Source organism: Peptoniphilus sp. BV3C26, assembly GCF_000478985.1.
Lineage (GTDB): Bacteria > Bacillota > Clostridia > Tissierellales > Peptoniphilaceae > Peptoniphilus_B > Peptoniphilus_B koenoeneniae.
Genome location: NZ_AWXB01000041.1, coordinates 60,970 through 76,586, shown reverse-complemented (window position 1 = coordinate 76,586; position 15,617 = coordinate 60,970). Strand labels below are relative to the sequence as shown.

Below are 15,617 nucleotides of genomic sequence, written 5' to 3'. Positions count from 1 at the left end.
AATGACCTTTAAAGGTCATAAATAATTTTAAATATACATGGTGCAGAGAAAGGGACTTGAACCCTCACGAGTTTCCTCACATGCTTCTGAGACATGCCTGTCTGCCATTCCAGCACCTCTGCAAAATGGTGCGGAGAAAGGGACTTGAACCCTCACGAGCAAAGCTCACATGCCCCTCAAACATGCCTGTCTGCCTATTCCAGCACCTCCGCTAACCAATTTATAATAACAAAAAGAAAATTAAATATCAAATATTTTTTTCTGATAATTCTTTATTTCTTTTTTTAATTCGTCTTGTTGCCCTATAAATATTAAAGTAGGATTTTGGATTTAATCTTTTTTTCTTGTTTATATTTTTTATTTTTTTAAGGGCTGTAAATTTTAAAGCTTTTAAAATTAATTTTTTCATTATCTTCTCCTTGGAGATTTCTTTTTATATTTTTGGCTTCTTTGTTTTTTTAATCTTTTTTCTCTTTGTCTTTCTTTAATTCTTTCTTCTTTTATCTTTTGATACCATTCTTCAGTGTGAATATTGCATTCTTTACTAGGAATGTATTCATAATCATCAGGATAAATACCTCCGTTTTCAGAAGGAATGTATTTAGGATCTCTTTCAAATAAAATTTTGTATTCTACATCTTCTTTAGGACAAAATTCTCCTGCAAGACGGCCGGAAGAATTACAAATTAAAAGTTTTTTGTGGCCTTTGCAATATTCCTTAGGCTGGCTTCCATTAATAAAATATTCCATATATCCGTCAGAGCTTTCTTCGCAAAGTTTACTTCCTAAAAGACCACTTTTTTGGCAAATAAATTTTTGAATTATCTCTGGAGGAGCTTGAAATTTATCAGGATTTAAACCCTTATGACTGAATCTCATAATTTTTTTAAAAATAGATTCAATCATTTGGCTGTTTACATTTAAAGAAATTTTGGGACTGTCGCAGCCTAACCAAGAAGTTAGGGTATATTGGCTTGTAAAACCACTTTGCCATAAGTCGGAATTATATTTATTTAAACCTTGCATAGCACAAAGATCAAAATAATTTAAACCGTTTCCTTTTAAATCTCCCCTTGTAACATTAGTTCTTAAAGCATCTCTAAGTAAAAAGTTTATATTTTTATCAATTATCTGCTTTCCTTCTCTCTTAGAATTGTCTACTATGGTAACTCCACTAGAATCAATAATTTTTATAAGGGCTGTAGGCTTTAAATAATTTCCATCTCTTGCAAGAACCTCATAGGAAGTTGCCATATCAAGGAGGCTAAAGCCGTAGTGTAGATTTCCAAGGGCAAGACCGTCTAAGGTTTCATCATTAAAATTAGGATTTTCATTCTTGCTTATAAAAGCATCCTTATCATTAATTAAATTTAAAGTTTTTAAAGTTTCAAGACTTTTATCAAGGCCTATCCTATTTAAAATTTTTGCAGCAGCAACATTGGAATTATTTTCTATGGCAAATCTCGAAGTTAAAAGTCCTCTGTAACCTCTGTAAAAATTTTCAGGCCAAAGTTTTCCGTCAAAGTAAAAAGGAACATCATCGGTTATTGTGGCTAGAGTATCTCCGGCATTTAAACTTGCTAAGTAAACTGAAAAAGGCTTTAACAAAGAGCCAGGGCTTCTATAAGAATCACTTGCCCTGTTAAAAATCTTTTGATATTTACTATTTACATCGAGACCGCCAACAATGGCCCTGACATAAGAATTTTTGTTGTCTATAATAATAGAGGCTGACTCCGGTTGAATTACAGGTTCTTTATCATAAGTGTAAAAATCTTTTGAAATCTTTATGGAGCCGTCACTATTGTAAGTAAAGAAATTTTTATCTTTTAAAAATCCATGGTCAATTATTATATAGTCGAGTTTTTCTTCATAAAAGTCCTTGGGAATATTTAAATTGCCAAGGGAATAAGTTCTTAAAGTTTTACTTTCATTAAAATCATAAGCATCTAAGATATCTATTTTTGATTTTATAGAAAAAATTTTTTTATTTATAGAAAGATCGCCGGAATCAGATACGGAAAATTCATTTTTAGGTATTATAAAATTCAAATCATTGTCAAAATAAGTTTCTTTTTTTATAAAAATTATATTTCCATTTTCATCAACAATATCTTCTTTGTCATCAAGAGAAAAATTGAGCATGGAAGAACCGCCGGAAGCAGAAAAATTGTTAAAAGCTTCTTCAAGACTTCCGTAATAATTTTCTAGCTCCTTTTGAAGATTTTCATCAATAGCGGAAATTATTTTATAGCCTCCGGTAAATAATTTATATTCAGCCTCTTCTCTTGAAATTTTGTAATAATTTTCCAATTCCTGGCAGGCATTTAATTTTATAAAATCCGTTGAGTAAGAGCTCATGTTGTGATGTTTTTTCTCACCTGGTTTAAGGGAAGAATACAAATCAAAATCACAGGCCTCTTTATATTCAGCTTCCTTTATTTTTCCAAGGTCCAGCATTTTTTTAAGAACAATTTTTTGTCTTTCAAAGCTTTTAGGATTGAAAATTACATAATATTCCTCGCCATTTATTAAACTTGTTCCAACTATTTTATTTTTATCACTTTTATAATTTTCTTTTAGAACTCTTTTAGTAGGAGAATATTCTCCAGGATTTTTTGCAATGCCAGCAATTAAAGCGGACTCAGCTAAATTTAAATCCCATACATCCTTAGAAAAGTAAGTTTGACTTGCAGCTTCAACTCCATAAGAGCCTTGACCTAAATTAATCCTGTTTAAATAAGCTTCAAGAATTTCTTCTTTAGATAAATTGTCTGCAAGACGCATAGATAAATAAGCTTCTTTAATTTTTCTATTTATAGTTTTTTCGTTTGTAAGATAAACATTTTTTACAAGTTGTTGAGTAAGGGTGGAGGCACCTCTTACATAGGCTCCAGCTTTAAGATTTGTGTAAATGGAACCTAAGACACTTCTAAAATCTAAACCTCCATGGGAATAAAACCTTTGGTCTTCAATGGAAACAAAGGCATCTTTTATGTAAGTGGGAACTTTTTCTATGGGTACAATAGTTCTATATTCTTGGGATTCTATTTTTTCAAGAAGATTGCCCTTTTCATCATAAATACTCGAAGTTTGATTGAAACTGTTACTTAAATTTTTTAAATTTGTCTTAGGAGAATCTTTAATAACCCCAAAAAGGGCAGCTGAAAAAATTCCTCCTAAAGTTATAAAAATTAAAAGGACAAATAAAATCCAAAAACCTATTTTTTATTTTTATTTAAATTTTTATAGGATTTTTTATAAGAAGCATATTCATTTTTAAAATTAAAATCTTTAAAATTGTTAAGGTCTCTATTCATAATGCCTCCCGCCCTATTATATCACCTCTTCAATATTTTGTCTTTTTAAAGCCTTATTGTATAATCTAAGTATGGAAACAACAAAAAAAATAGAAAAAGTAATCATTGTTGCAACTGACCTTGGAAGTTTTCCAAATACCTTAAGTTCAAGTCTTGAAGAGCTTAGGGAATTGGTAAAGGCTGATGAGGGTCAAGTTGTGGGAGTTGTTACGCAAAATATAGAAAAATTTAATCCTAAATATTTAATAGGAACTGGAAAAGTAAAAGAAATAAAAGAGATTGCAAAAAACATGGAAGTTGAAACAGTTATTTTTAACGATGAACTTTCAGGAATTCAAGTGCGTAATCTTGAAGAAGAATTAAAATTAAAAGTTGTTGATAGGACAAATTTAATTTTAGATATTTTTGCAATGAGAGCAAATACTTATGAAGCTAAACTCCAAGTCCAACTTGCTCAAAGAGAATATCAATTGCCAAGACTTTTAGGAATAAAAGGTTGGTCAAGAACAGGAGGAGGAATAGGAACAAGAGGACCAGGAGAACAAATTATTGAAACAGATAGACGTAGGCTTTTAAGAGAAATAAACTCCATTAAGAAAAAACTTAAAAAAGCGGAACTTAATAGAGAAAATGCTGCAAAAAAAAGAAGAGAATCGCCTCTTCCAAATGTTGCCTTAGTAGGCTATACCAATGCAGGAAAATCTACAATTTTAAATAGAATCAAGGAGAATACAGGAAGAGATGTATTTGTAAAAAATATGCTCTTTGCCACTCTTGATCCTGGTATAAGACAGGCAAAACTCTTAAACGGCAGAGATTTTATTATTTCTGATACAGTAGGATTTGTTTCAAAGCTTCCCACAAAATTAGTTGAAGCTTTTAAATCAACCTTGGAAGAAGTAAAAAATGCAGATTTAATTGTCCACGTTATAGATTCCTCAAACTCTGATTTGGAAATCCAATATAAGACCACCATGGACATTTTAAAAGAACTGGAGGTTTTGGATAGACCTATTCTTACTGTCTTTAACAAAATGGACAGGGCTGAATTTGAAGAAATGATAGTCCCACAAGTTCCAGGAGATAAGATTTTTATTTCAGCAAAAAAAGATGAAAATATGGAAGTTTTACTAAAAGCCATAGAAAAAAATTTAGGCCTATCTTACACTGAAGAAAAACTTTTATTTCCCTTTAGCCAAGCAGGTAAATTAAATGAATTTTTAAATAATTTTAAGGGAGAAATTTTAGAATACAATGAAGAAGGAACCTTGGTTAAGGCAACTTTAAGTGAGATTGAGAAGAAAGAATTCGGTGATTTTATTGTCTGAATATTTTTCAGTTCTTGAGGGGAAAAGTAATGAGTTTATAGAAAAAAAATCTCGATTTATAGGTTTTTGCAGTCCCATAAAAGATGAAAAAGAAGCTCTTGAAATTTTAGAAGACAAGAGAAGAGAATTTAAAGATGCAACTCATAATTGTTGGGCCTATATACTTAAAGAAGATATGTCCCTGCAACGCTACAGCGACGATGGAGAGCCTTCAGGCACAGCAGGCATACCAATACTCGAAGTAATGAAAAAAGAGGGCATAACAAACGCCCTGTGCCTTGTGACGAGATATTTTGGTGGGACTCTCTTAGGAGCAGGAGGCCTTGTAAGAGCGTATACAAAAGGGGCATCTTTAGGAATTGAAGCTGCAAAAAAAGTTTTAATGAAAGATTTTATAAAAATGTCCTTTATATATGATTATACTTTTCACGGATCCATTTTAAATTATCTTATGAAAGAGGGCTATATAATTTTAAAAGAAAATTATATGGAAAAAATAGAACTTATAATTGATGTAGCAGAAGAAGATAGTAAAATAATAAAAGATTTAAACAATCTTACGTCTGGTAAAGTAACCATTGAAGAAAGAGAAAAAATAATTCTTCCGACTTTTGAAGGGAAAATTATTTATAAATAGAATTGGGAGAAAAACATGAAAGTAAAAAAAATTACTGATTATGACAAAAAAATTGAAGAAATAGTAGAAAGTTTAAAAGATACCGTAAAACAAGCAGGAGCAAAAGGACTTGTATTCGGACTTTCAGGGGGTATAGACAGTGCAGTAATAGCAGGACTTGCAAAAAGAGCCTTTAAAGATGACAGCCTGGGAATTATTATGCCCATTGATTCTATAAAAGAAGATGAAATTCATGCAAGACTTGTAGGAGAAAATACAGGAATAAAAGTTGAGTATGTGGATCTTTCAAAAACATACCATGAACTTATAAAGGCAAGCTTTGATTCGGAAAATAAAATGGCAAAATCAAATATAAAGCCAAGGCTTAGGATGACAAACTTATATTATTACGCTCAATCTTTAAATTATCTTGTTTGCGGTTCAAGCAATGCCAGCGAATATTATGTGGGATATTTTACAAAACATGGGGATAGCGGGGCAGATATTTTTCCCATTATAGATATTTTAAAAACAGATATTTTTGAAATAGCAAAACACTTAAATCTTCCTAAAGAAATTATTGAGAAAAAACCTTCAGCAGGACTTTGGAAGGGACAGACTGATGAAGATGAAATGGGATTTACCTATGAAGAATTGGATAATTATATTTTAAATGGAGAAATTGCAGATAAAAATAAAAAAGAAAAAATAGACAGAATGCATAAAAATACTAGTCACAAAAGAAATTTGGATATTTTTTAAAAATATTTTTAAATTAACTTGACAAAAAAACCAAAGTGCTTTAAACTGATATAAAATTAAAAAATATAAAGCAGTGCAGAAGAGAAAGATACCTAAGTTTGTCTTAGAGAGTCGGAAAAGGTGAAAGCCGACACAAAAATAAGTATGTAATATTCACTTCTAAGCTTGGCAGTTCAAATTTAAGTAGATTGCCACGGATTCTACCGTTAACTTTAGATAGGAATTGATGGATTCTAAAATTATTTGAATACACGATTTCAATGAGTATTTAATTAGGTGGTACCGCGAACCTTCGCCCTATGTGGGTGAAGGTTTTTTTTATTATATTTTCTAAATTATTGGAGGGAAAAAAATGAAAAAGTTAAAAAAATTATTAGTATGTTTATTGGCGCTTTCTATTTTAAGTGGATGTGCAGAAAAAAAGGCCGAAAAAGCTTCTGAAGAAAATTCAGATAAAAAAATAAAAGTGGGAGTTTTACAATTTATGGAACATGTTTCCTTAGATGCAGCAAGACAAGGCTTTGAAGAAGGCTTAAAAGAAGATGGCATAGACTATGAACTTATTTATAAAAATGTAGAAGGAGATATATCCATTGCCAATCAAACTGCAGTAAGTTTAAGAAAAAGCGGAGCACAATTAATATATGCCATTGGAACACCAGCAGCTCAAGCAGCACAAACAAGCACAGAAGATCTTCCCATAATATTTTGTGCAGTAACAGATCCAAAGGGAGCAGGACTTGTGGAAAATGAAAAGGCACCGGAAAAAAATATAAGTGGAGTAAGTGATTATATTTCACCTAAAGAACAATTGGAATCATTTTTAAAAATATTTCCGGACGTAAAAACTATTGGAACAATTTATAATATTGCAGAACAAAATTCACAGGTACAAGTTGAAGAACTTAAAAAAGTTTGTCAAGAATTGGGACTTACATTAGAAGTCGTGGGAGTGCAAAGCATAAACGACATTCCACAAAGTATAGCATCTCTTAGTAAAAAAATTGACGCATTTTTCGCTCTTACAGATAACTTAGTAGCAAATGCAGCTCCAATAGTTTCTGAAAATTTATTAAAATACAACTTGCCATCCATAAGTGCAGAAGAAGGACAAGTAAGTAAAGGACTTTTAATTTCAGATGGAGTTGTCTATGAAGACTTAGGAAAACAAGCAGGCCACATGGCAGCAAAAGTTTTAAAGGGAGAAAAAATTGAAAATCTTCCCGTTGAAACTTATAAAAATCATGAAATTAAAATCAATAAAAAAACTGCAGAAAAACTTGGTTTAGATTTAAATAACCAATATTTAAAAAATGCAGTTACAGTAGGTGAATAATGAATATACTCTTAGAATCAATTGAATCAGGCTTAATATTTTCCATCCTTGCCTTGGGAATAATGATAAGCTTTAAAATTTTAGACATAGCCGACCTTTCAGTTGAAGGAACATTTCCCTTAGGAGCCTTTGTCTTGGCAAAAATATTAACATCAGGACTAAATCCCATAGTTGGAATGATAAGCGCAAGCCTAGCAGGAGGTCTTGCAGGATTTTTAACCTATGTAATTTATAAAAAAATAAAAGTAGATGCAATCCTTGCAGGTATTCTTACAATGACAATTCTAATAACAGTAAATCTTAGAATTATGAACACAAATAACGTTCCACTTTTAAAAGAAAAAAGTATCTTTGATTTACCGGTACCTAAAATTGTAATTTTGATTTCTATAGTTCTTATTACAAAAATTTTGTTGGACTTATTTTTAAAAACTGAAAAAGGATATCTTTTACTTGTAACAGGAGATAATGAAAGTCTTGTAAAAGCCCTGGGAAAAAATCCAGACAAATATACAATGTTAGGACTTGTTTTATCAAATGCATTAATAGGTCTTGCAGGATCTCTACAAGGACAATACGCAGGTTTTGCAGACTCAACAATGGGACAAACCATGATAGTTCAAGGACTTGCTTCAATAATTATAGGAGACACAATAATGAAAAGCTCTGGCAAATTAAAGAGAACCACAAGAGCAATAATAGGAACTCTTATTTATAGGATTATTTATGGACTTGCCATTGATTACGGAGTAAATCCTCAAGATTTAAAAGGAATAACAGCAATAATAGTAATAGTATTTATTATTTATAACAATTCTCTCGCAAGAGGAGGAAAATTTTTAAAGGGTTTAAAAAGAAATAAGGAGATGGAAAATGCTTGAAATTAAAAATTTAAGAAAAGTTTTTTACGAAGGACAGCCGGAAGAAAATATAATATTTGAAAGCTTTAACTTAACAATAGAAGAAAATAAATGTCTTGCAATTTTAGGACCAAATGGCTGCGGAAAAAGCACCCTCTTAAACTTAATAAGCGGATCCCTTGCAAGTGATGGTGGTATGATTCTTTTAAATGGAAAAGACATCACAAAAGAAAAAGAAGAAAAAAGAGCAGCATCCATAGGAAAAGTTTATCAAGATCCATCCATGGGAGTTGCACCAAGCTTAAACATTCTTGAAAATATTTCCTTAGCTTTAAAAAAAGGCGAAAAATTTTCCCTTAGAAAACTTGTAAAAAAAGAAAACATAAAAAAAATAAAAGAAAAATTAAAAGAATTAAAATTGGGTCTTGAAGACAAACTTACAACAGAAGTTAAATTTCTTTCAGGAGGACAAAGGCAATCCCTATCCCTACTTATGGCGACAATAAAAAAACCGGAACTTTTACTTCTTGATGAACACACAGCAGCTCTTGATCCGAAAACTTCAAAGCTTATTATGGATAAAACTCGTGACTTAATAAAAAAAGATCATATAACAACAATGATGATCACCCACAATTTAAGCCATGCAGTAGAATATGCAGACAGAATCATTATGCTTAACAAGGGACAAATAGTCTTAGACGTAGAAGCAAAAAAAATTACAGAAGAAGAACTCCAAAAAATATATACAAGAAAAATAGAAAGCCCCATACAAATAGCAAGTTAAAGAATACAAAATAAAAAGCGGATATTAAATGTAGGGACCAATTTATTGGTCCGGCGGCGAAGACGAATTAAATAAATTTAAAAAAAATATAAAAATAAAAATGCTTCACGTAGAGCGTAAAAAAATAATTTATAAAAAATTTTAATTCAAATATTTATTTTGTTCTCCCACACCATACACGCGGACCGGTAAACCGGTCCCTACAGCCCACAAAATCCCACGCATAAATTTATTATAATTTTAAATCCACGCATGAATGTGGGGTTTATTTATGAGAAAAGGATTAACAAAATAAAACCTCCACAATCGAATGTAGGGACCAATTTATTGGTCCGGTGGCGAAGACGAATTAAATAAATTTAAAAAAATATAAAAATAAAAATGCTCCACGTAAAGCGTAAAAAATAAAAAATAAAATGCTTCACGTAAAGCGTAAAAAAATAAAAAATAAAAAAACACATTGAATTTATTTCAATGTGCCTTTTTATTTATTGATTAAGCTCTTGCAAGTTCTTTTCCAAGTTGGAAACATTCATCAAGGGCATCTTCATCTGGATCATCATATGCAGCAAAACCATCGGCAACTAATTTTGCACCGGTTCCTTCAACTTCTTCTTGCCAAGTTTTCATCCATTCGCCGTCAGCCCATTCATAAGAACCGAATAAAACAACGTGTTTTCCACTTAAAAGAGGATTTGCTTCATCCATAAAGGGACGCATTTCTTCTTCTTCAAGTTCTTCCGCACCCATTGCCGGGCAGCCGAAAGCAAGATAATCAGTTTCTTTTACATCATCAATGCTGGCATTTGCAACATTTAATAAATCAACTTCAGCACCCTCTGCTTTTGCACCTTCAGCGATTTTTTGAGCCATTTTTTCAGTGTGGCCTGTTCCACTCCAATAAATTACTTTTACTTTCATTTTTCCTCCTAAAAATTTATGTATATCAAAATCAATTTGATATATTTTATTACTTGCAAGAAAAATTATAAAAGATTTAAAAAAATATTTCAATAAAAATTATCATTTAATTCCCAAATAACAAATCTGATATTTTTGTAGTAAAATGTTATTGAAAATTAAAAAGTTAAAATTATAAAAGTAAAGGAGTTTTTATGAGTAATTTAGATAAAATCAGAAAATTAATGGAAGAAGAAAATGTTGATGTTTATCTTATTCCTACTTTAGATCCTCATGCATCAGAATATTTGCCTGATCATTATGCTGAAAGAAAATTTATTTCAGGTTTTACAGGAAGTGCGGGAACTGTTTTAATTACAAAAGACAATGCTCTTTTGTGGACTGATGGAAGATATTTTATACAAGCAGAAAATCAACTTTATCCTGGCTTTAAATTAATGAAGATGGGTCATCCTGATTATCCGACTTTAAGTGAATGGCTATCTCAAAATATAAAAAATGGAACTATAGGTTTTAATTATTTATATTATACAGAAGCTCTTTTTGAAAATTTAAAGGAAAATTTAAGTGGAGAAATAAAATTTAAAGATGCAGATTTAATTGGTCCCCTTTGGAAAGATCGTCCAAGTCTTCCTCAAGATAAAATTTTCATTCATGAACTTAAATATACGGGAAAAACTGCAGAGGAAAAACTTAAAGAAGTTAGATCTGCCATGAAAAAAGAAGGGGCAGACACCTTTGTTCTTGCTAAACTTGATGATATTGCTTGGCTTTATAATTTAAGGGGCAAGGATATTGAGGCAAATCCGGTTTTTATGTCCTATGCCATTGTTGATTTAGAAGGGGCAAAACTTTTTGTAGATAGGGAAAAAATAAAAAATGTCCTTGATTATACACAAAAGTTTTCACAAGTTTATCCTTATGAAGAAGTTTTTAATTATGCAAAGACTTTAAAAGATAAAAATATTTTATTAAATAAGGAAAGCATAAATAAAAAATTATATGATTCTTTACAAGGAAATAAAATTATAAACAAGGCCAACCCTACGGAAATGTTAAAGGCAGTAAAAAATGAAATTGAAACTAAAAATGAAAAGGAAATTTATATAAAAGACTGCCTGGCTCTTACAAAATTTATAAAATGGATAAAAGAAAATCCAGTAAATGAATATGAGGCAGGAGAAAAACTTTTAAAATTTAGACAGGAGCAAGAAGGATTTTTATATCCAAGTTTTGCTACTATAGGAGCCTATGGTAAAAATGCAGCTATGATGCATTATAGTGCCAGCAAAGAAAATAATACTAAACTTGAGAAAAAAGGATTTTTCCTTGTGGATTCAGGGGGGCAATATTACGGTGGCACAACAGATACTACAAGAACTATTGCCATGGGACCCTTAAGTCAAGAAGAAATAAGAGATTATACCTATGTTTTAAAGGCTCATTTAATGCTTCAGAGAACAATTTTCTTAAAGGGAACTGACGGTGTAAGTTTAGACGGCATAACCAGATATAATATTTGGCAACACCATATGGACTATAAGTGCGGCACAGGCCATGGTGTGGGATATTTTTTAAATGTTCATGAAGGCCCCCATGGCATAAGTCCATCAAGGAAAACAGAGCCTATGGTTGCAGGCATGTATGTTTCTGACGAGCCCGGCATTTATAAAGAAAATAAGCATGGAATAAGAATTGAAAACATTCTTCTTGTAGTGGATGATGGAAAATATGATGACGGTCAATTTTTAAAGTTTGAAAGTCTTTGTTATTTACCCTATGAACTTGATGCAGTTGACAAAAATCTTTTAACTGAAGAAGAAATAGATCAACTTAATGAATATCATAAAAAAACTTATGAAAAACTTTCTCCTTACTTAGAGGGAGAAGAACTGGAATTTTTAAAGAAAGCAACTCGTGAAATTTAAAATGGATTTAAAAGAAAAATTAAAGATGCTCCCGGATGACCCGGGAGTTTATCTTATGAAAGATTCTTTTGACAATATAATATATGTGGGCAAGGCGAAAAATTTAAAAAAAAGGGTTCGCCAATATTTCGGCTCCTATGGAAAATCTACAAGAAAAGTAGAATCTATGGTAAGTCACATAAAAGATTTTGAATATATAATTGTGGAAAATGAAGTGGAGTCTTTAATTTTAGAATCAAATCTTATAAAGGCTCACAATCCCAAATATAATATTCTTCTTAGAGATGACAAACAATATCCATATATAAAAATCGGAGTTTACGATAGATTTCCTAAAGTTGAAAAAGTTAGAAAAGTTTTAAAAGACGGGGGAAAATATTTTGGACCCTATCCCAATGCCATGGCAGTCAATGAAGCTATAGAAATTTTTAAAGACCTTTATAAAATAAGGGATTGTAATTTAAATTTAAATAAGGATCCTTTAAACTTTAGACCATGTTTAAATTTCTTCATAGACAAATGTAAAGGCCCCTGTAAGGGTCATATAGATGAGGGTCAATATAAAGAGTCCATTGATGAAATAAGTGCCTTCTTAGAGGGGCACAGTAAAAATATCTTAGCAAAAATAGAAGAAAAAATGGTCATGGCTTCAAAAAATTTGGATTTTGAAAAAGCGGCCCTTTATAGGGATCAAATTAATAATTTACAAGCTCTTCTTGAAAAACAAATTATAGATAGGGCAGCTATTGATGAAAATAGGGATGTAATAGCTTTTGCCAGGGGTACAGACCAAATTATAGTTCAAATATTTTTTATAAGAAAGGGAAAAATAATAGGCAGAGAACATTATTTAATGAGTGATTATTATGTTTCATCAGACGATGAAATCCTTTCAACTTTTTTAAAGCAGTTTTATATAGGGGCAACCTATATTCCCTCAGAAATAGTTGTGCCTTTTGAAACTGATGAAGATTCCACTATTGAAAAATTTCTTTCAGATAAAATCGGAAGAAAGGTGAAACTTTTTGTTCCTCAAAAGGGCGAAAAACTTAAACTTTTACAAATGGTTCAAAAAAACGCATTGGATATGCTTAGCAAATATTCTGAAAGTTATAAAAATAAAATGAACGTAAATTTAATAGCCCTTGAAGAATTAAGAGATTTGCTGGGTCTAAGAGAAAATCCAAGAAGAATAGAAGCCTATGATATTTCCAACATAAGTGGAGCTGAATCAGTAGGGTCTATGGTGGTTTTTGAAGATGGAGAAAAGAAAAAAAGCGACTACAGAAAATTTAGAATAAGAGATGTGGAAGGAATAAATGACTACGGATCTTTAAAAGAAGTTTTAACAAGAAGATTTAAAAGGGCAAAGGAAAATAAAAAAGATTCCTTTACAATTTTACCAGACCTTATACTTATGGACGGAGGCAAGGGTCAGGTAAACATAGCCTTGGGAGTTTTACAAGACCTGGGAGTTGAGATTCCTGTTGCAGGTCTTGTAAAAGATGATTTTCACACAACAAGGGGAATAATTTATGAAAATAGGGAATATAATGTGGAACTGGATTCGAGAATTTATAAGTTAGCCTATAAAATTCAGGAAGAAGCCCACAGATTTGCCATAAATTATCACAGAAGTCTTAGAAGTAAAGATATGTTTAAATCGGAACTTGACGGAATAAAAGGAATAGGACCAAAAAGAAAAAAAGAATTGATGAAAAAATTTAAATCAATTGATAAAATAAAAGCGGCAAGTCTTGAAGAACTTTTACAAGTAGAGGCAATGGACAGAAAATCAGCAGAAAATTTATACAGGCACTGGAGGAAATAATGGAATATTTTACTTTGTCAAAATTAGTTAGAGAAATTGATCTTAAAATAATATATAAAGCAAAAGATTTTTATGACATTCAAATGGAAGAAAGAGAACTTAACAGACCTGGACTGCAATTAAGCGGCTTTTATGAAAAATTTCAAGCGGATAGAATACAAATAATAGGTAACCAAGAATGGTACTATTTAGAAGGATTTTCAGATTCCTTGAGATATCAAAGGACAGAAGAACTTTTTAAACATGGAATTCATGCCCTTTTATTTACAAGTGGAAATTCCATATTTAAAGAGGTTTTGGACCTTGCAAAAAAATATGACATAACAATTTTAAGCACAAAAGAAAAAACTTCAAAAATAATAAATAAAATAACCAACTTTATAGACATGGAGCTTGCACCTACAACAAGAATTCATGGAGTTTTATTAGACGTCTATGGGGTAGGTGTATTGATAGAGGGGAAAAGTGGAGTTGGAAAAAGCGAAACAGCTCTTGATTTAATATCCAAAGGGGCAAAACTTATTTCCGATGATTCAGTAATAATAAAAGCTATGGACGGAGTTTTAATAGGTAGAAGTCCTGAAATAACAAAACACTTTATGGAAATAAGGGGAATAGGCATAATAGATGTGCAAAAATTATTTGGTGTTGGTTCCATAATGGAAAAAATTCAAATAGAGATGGTTATTAATCTGGAATCCTGGGATGAAAAAAAAGAATATGTAAGGCTTGGTCTTGAAGACCTGCACGAAAATATTTTAGGAATAAATTGTGTAAAATATGAAATTCCCGTAAAACCTGGTCGTCATACGGCTCTTATAATAGAAGTTGCAGCAAAAACTTATAAGCAAAAACAATTTGGCTACAATCCTGCAAAAGTTTTAAACGAAAGAATATTACAAAGAAAAGAAAAAAATCAAAGATAAAGTAAAGATAAAAAATTCCAATTTTCATACTTATTGAAGATTGGGATTTTTTATTATTAAAGATATAAATTTACATACAAAGCTTAAAAATTTATTTTTTAAATAAAATGTTATAATTTTACTTAGGAGGAAATATGCTTAAAGATATTTTAAATTTAAAGGGTGGAGAATTTATTTCTCTTATAGGTCATATAGATGATAATAGGGCTCTTGCTTTTGCAAGAGAGCTTGAAGATAAAATTGAAGATTTTAAAGTTTATGAACCGGTAATTCTTACATCGGCATTTGGAATGGAAGCTCCAAGAGGTCTTGGCATTGAAGAAATAATTTTGCCAAGTAAGTTGTTTTTAAAATCTTCCCAATATAAAAGACTTGTAATTTTAGGAGGAGGAAGCAAAGAAAGATTCTTACTCCCTCTTGATGATTTTTCAGGGATTTTTGATTATAAATTTTTTATTATTAAGGCAGCCAAGGATTTTTCTCAAGAAAACAATTTAAAAAAAGGTATGGAAAACAAAATCAGCGATCAAAGTGACCTTACACTTTGTAGCTTAGAAGAAAAAGAAGTTTTGGAATTTAATAAAAGAAAAAAAAGATATGAATCTTTTCTTTAAAGATAGTGTTGGAAGAAAAGTCCTTTTAATAGATGGAGATAAAGAGGAAAATATTATAAAAGATTTAGAAAAATACGATTTTGAAACTGCTTTTTATAAATTTCAATAAAAGGGATTTTTATTTAAAAATAAAAAAACCTTGAAATTATAAAATTTCAAGGTCATGGTGCACTTTCAGGGACTCGAACCCTGGGCCCACTGATTAAGAGTCAGTTGCTCTACCATCTGAGCTAAAAGTGCATAAGTTATTCAACTTGTACATTATACAAGAACTTGAAGGGTTAAGTCAAGAAAATTTTTACAAATCATTTTATCTTTGTAAAAATTTTTTATTTTCTTGAACGTTTGTTCATTTTCTTATACAATTGTAATTGTATCTTAGAGTTAA

General features: G+C 30.8%; 14 protein-coding genes, 3 tRNA genes and 1 other annotated feature. Of the genes, 11 read left to right on the top strand and 6 right to left on the bottom strand.

The genetic code is table 11. From position 1 onward, the window contains the following. Positions 1-38: 38 nt before the first annotated feature. The 4 genes from HMPREF1253_RS04320 to HMPREF1253_RS04310 form a co-directional block, all read right to left on the bottom strand. Positions 39-122 (bottom strand) — tRNA-Leu (locus tag HMPREF1253_RS04320). Between the two features lie 4 nt (positions 123-126). Next, positions 127-212, bottom strand: a tRNA-Leu gene (locus tag HMPREF1253_RS04315). Positions 213-247: 35 nt separating this feature from the next. Next, the gene (locus HMPREF1253_RS10095; protein ID WP_023055488.1) at positions 248-409 is read right to left on the bottom strand and encodes a hypothetical protein; all 162 of its coding nucleotides are present in this window, start codon (positions 407-409) and stop codon (positions 248-250) included. Further along, positions 409-3,084 (bottom strand): transglycosylase domain-containing protein, encoded by a 2,676-nt coding sequence (locus HMPREF1253_RS04310; RefSeq protein ID WP_238318883.1) that lies wholly within the window; start codon positions 3,082-3,084, stop codon positions 409-411. The genes HMPREF1253_RS10095 and HMPREF1253_RS04310 overlap by 1 nt, the downstream gene beginning before the upstream one ends. A 307-nt stretch (positions 3,085-3,391) precedes the next feature. Between HMPREF1253_RS04310 and hflX the strand changes: the two genes are divergently transcribed. The 6 genes from hflX (at position 3,392) to HMPREF1253_RS04280 (ending at position 9,009) form a co-directional block, all read left to right on the top strand. After that, positions 3,392-4,648: a GTPase HflX gene (hflX, locus tag HMPREF1253_RS04305; protein ID WP_023055500.1), complete on the top strand. Its 1,257-nt coding sequence runs from the start codon at positions 3,392-3,394 to the stop codon at positions 4,646-4,648. Further along, the gene (locus HMPREF1253_RS04300) at positions 4,641-5,285 is read left to right on the top strand and encodes a YigZ family protein (protein ID WP_023055602.1); all 645 of its coding nucleotides are present in this window, start codon (positions 4,641-4,643) and stop codon (positions 5,283-5,285) included. The genes hflX and HMPREF1253_RS04300 overlap by 8 nt, the downstream gene beginning before the upstream one ends. 15 nt (positions 5,286-5,300) lie before the next feature. Beyond that, a complete protein-coding gene (gene nadE / locus HMPREF1253_RS04295) occupies positions 5,301-6,026 on the top strand; it encodes an NAD(+) synthase (protein ID WP_023055575.1) in 726 nt (241 codons plus the stop codon). Between the two features lie 64 nt (positions 6,027-6,090). After that, positions 6,091-6,329 (top strand) — a binding site (T-box leader). Positions 6,330-6,378: 49 nt separating this feature from the next. Next, positions 6,379-7,362 (top strand): ABC transporter substrate-binding protein, encoded by a 984-nt coding sequence (locus HMPREF1253_RS04290; RefSeq protein WP_023055480.1) that lies wholly within the window; start codon positions 6,379-6,381, stop codon positions 7,360-7,362. Next, positions 7,359-8,243 (top strand): ABC transporter permease, encoded by an 885-nt coding sequence (locus HMPREF1253_RS04285; protein ID WP_036739409.1) that lies wholly within the window; start codon positions 7,359-7,361, stop codon positions 8,241-8,243. Before HMPREF1253_RS04290 ends, HMPREF1253_RS04285 begins: the two co-directional genes overlap by 4 nt. Beyond that, positions 8,236-9,009, top strand: coding sequence for an ABC transporter ATP-binding protein (locus HMPREF1253_RS04280; RefSeq protein ID WP_023055554.1), 774 nt, complete (start codon positions 8,236-8,238; stop codon positions 9,007-9,009). The genes HMPREF1253_RS04285 and HMPREF1253_RS04280 overlap by 8 nt, the downstream gene beginning before the upstream one ends. Before the next feature lie 495 nt (positions 9,010-9,504). Here HMPREF1253_RS04280 and HMPREF1253_RS04275 read toward each other — a convergent pair whose 3' ends face one another. Further along, the gene (locus tag HMPREF1253_RS04275; protein WP_023055609.1) at positions 9,505-9,930 is read right to left on the bottom strand and encodes a flavodoxin; all 426 of its coding nucleotides are present in this window, start codon (positions 9,928-9,930) and stop codon (positions 9,505-9,507) included. A gap of 194 nt (positions 9,931-10,124) precedes the next feature. Here HMPREF1253_RS04275 and HMPREF1253_RS04270 point away from each other — a divergent pair, with 194 nt between their 5' ends. From HMPREF1253_RS04270 to HMPREF1253_RS10615, 5 genes are all read left to right on the top strand, one after another. Further along, positions 10,125-11,858, top strand: coding sequence for an aminopeptidase P family protein (locus HMPREF1253_RS04270; RefSeq protein WP_023055503.1), 1,734 nt, complete (start codon positions 10,125-10,127; stop codon positions 11,856-11,858). Position 11,859: 1 nt separating this feature from the next. Further along, entirely contained in the window at positions 11,860-13,689 is a 1,830-nt protein-coding gene (gene uvrC / locus HMPREF1253_RS04265) for an excinuclease ABC subunit UvrC (protein WP_023055585.1), read from the top strand. Further along, positions 13,689-14,615, top strand: a complete 927-nt coding sequence (hprK, locus tag HMPREF1253_RS04260) for an HPr(Ser) kinase/phosphatase (RefSeq protein ID WP_023055484.1) — start codon at positions 13,689-13,691, stop codon at positions 14,613-14,615. The genes uvrC and hprK overlap by 1 nt, the downstream gene beginning before the upstream one ends. A gap of 134 nt (positions 14,616-14,749) precedes the next feature. Beyond that, positions 14,750-15,229, top strand: a complete 480-nt coding sequence (locus HMPREF1253_RS04255) for a hypothetical protein (protein ID WP_023055577.1) — start codon at positions 14,750-14,752, stop codon at positions 15,227-15,229. Next, entirely contained in the window at positions 15,213-15,338 is a 126-nt protein-coding gene (locus HMPREF1253_RS10615; RefSeq protein ID WP_023055611.1) for a hypothetical protein, read from the top strand. Before HMPREF1253_RS04255 ends, HMPREF1253_RS10615 begins: the two co-directional genes overlap by 17 nt. Before the next feature lie 55 nt (positions 15,339-15,393). Here HMPREF1253_RS10615 and HMPREF1253_RS04250 read toward each other — a convergent pair. Continuing rightward, positions 15,394-15,469, bottom strand: a tRNA-Lys gene (locus tag HMPREF1253_RS04250). Positions 15,470-15,617: the final 148 nt, after the last annotated feature.

What these genes read in the sequence shown, in the direction of transcription:
- nadE (WP_023055575.1), top strand. Translation starts at nt 5,301, where the DNA reads ATGAAAGTAAAAAAAATTACTGATTATGACAAAAAAATTGAAGAAATA.
- HMPREF1253_RS04280 (WP_023055554.1), top strand. Translation starts at nt 8,236, where the DNA reads ATGCTTGAAATTAAAAATTTAAGAAAAGTTTTTTACGAAGGACAGCCG.
- HMPREF1253_RS04270 (WP_023055503.1), top strand. Translation starts at nt 10,125, where the DNA reads ATGAGTAATTTAGATAAAATCAGAAAATTAATGGAAGAAGAAAATGTT.
- hflX (WP_023055500.1), top strand. Translation starts at nt 3,392, where the DNA reads ATGGAAACAACAAAAAAAATAGAAAAAGTAATCATTGTTGCAACTGAC.
- HMPREF1253_RS04290 (WP_023055480.1), top strand. Translation starts at nt 6,379, where the DNA reads ATGAAAAAGTTAAAAAAATTATTAGTATGTTTATTGGCGCTTTCTATT.
- HMPREF1253_RS10615 (WP_023055611.1), top strand. Translation starts at nt 15,213, where the DNA reads ATGAATCTTTTCTTTAAAGATAGTGTTGGAAGAAAAGTCCTTTTAATA.
- HMPREF1253_RS04275 (WP_023055609.1), bottom strand. Translation starts at nt 9,930, where the DNA reads ATGAAAGTAAAAGTAATTTATTGGAGTGGAACAGGCCACACTGAAAAA.
- hprK (WP_023055484.1), top strand. Translation starts at nt 13,689, where the DNA reads ATGGAATATTTTACTTTGTCAAAATTAGTTAGAGAAATTGATCTTAAA.
- HMPREF1253_RS10095 (WP_023055488.1), bottom strand. Translation starts at nt 409, where the DNA reads ATGAAAAAATTAATTTTAAAAGCTTTAAAATTTACAGCCCTTAAAAAA.
- uvrC (WP_023055585.1), top strand. Translation starts at nt 11,860, where the DNA reads ATGGATTTAAAAGAAAAATTAAAGATGCTCCCGGATGACCCGGGAGTT.
- HMPREF1253_RS04255 (WP_023055577.1), top strand. Translation starts at nt 14,750, where the DNA reads ATGCTTAAAGATATTTTAAATTTAAAGGGTGGAGAATTTATTTCTCTT.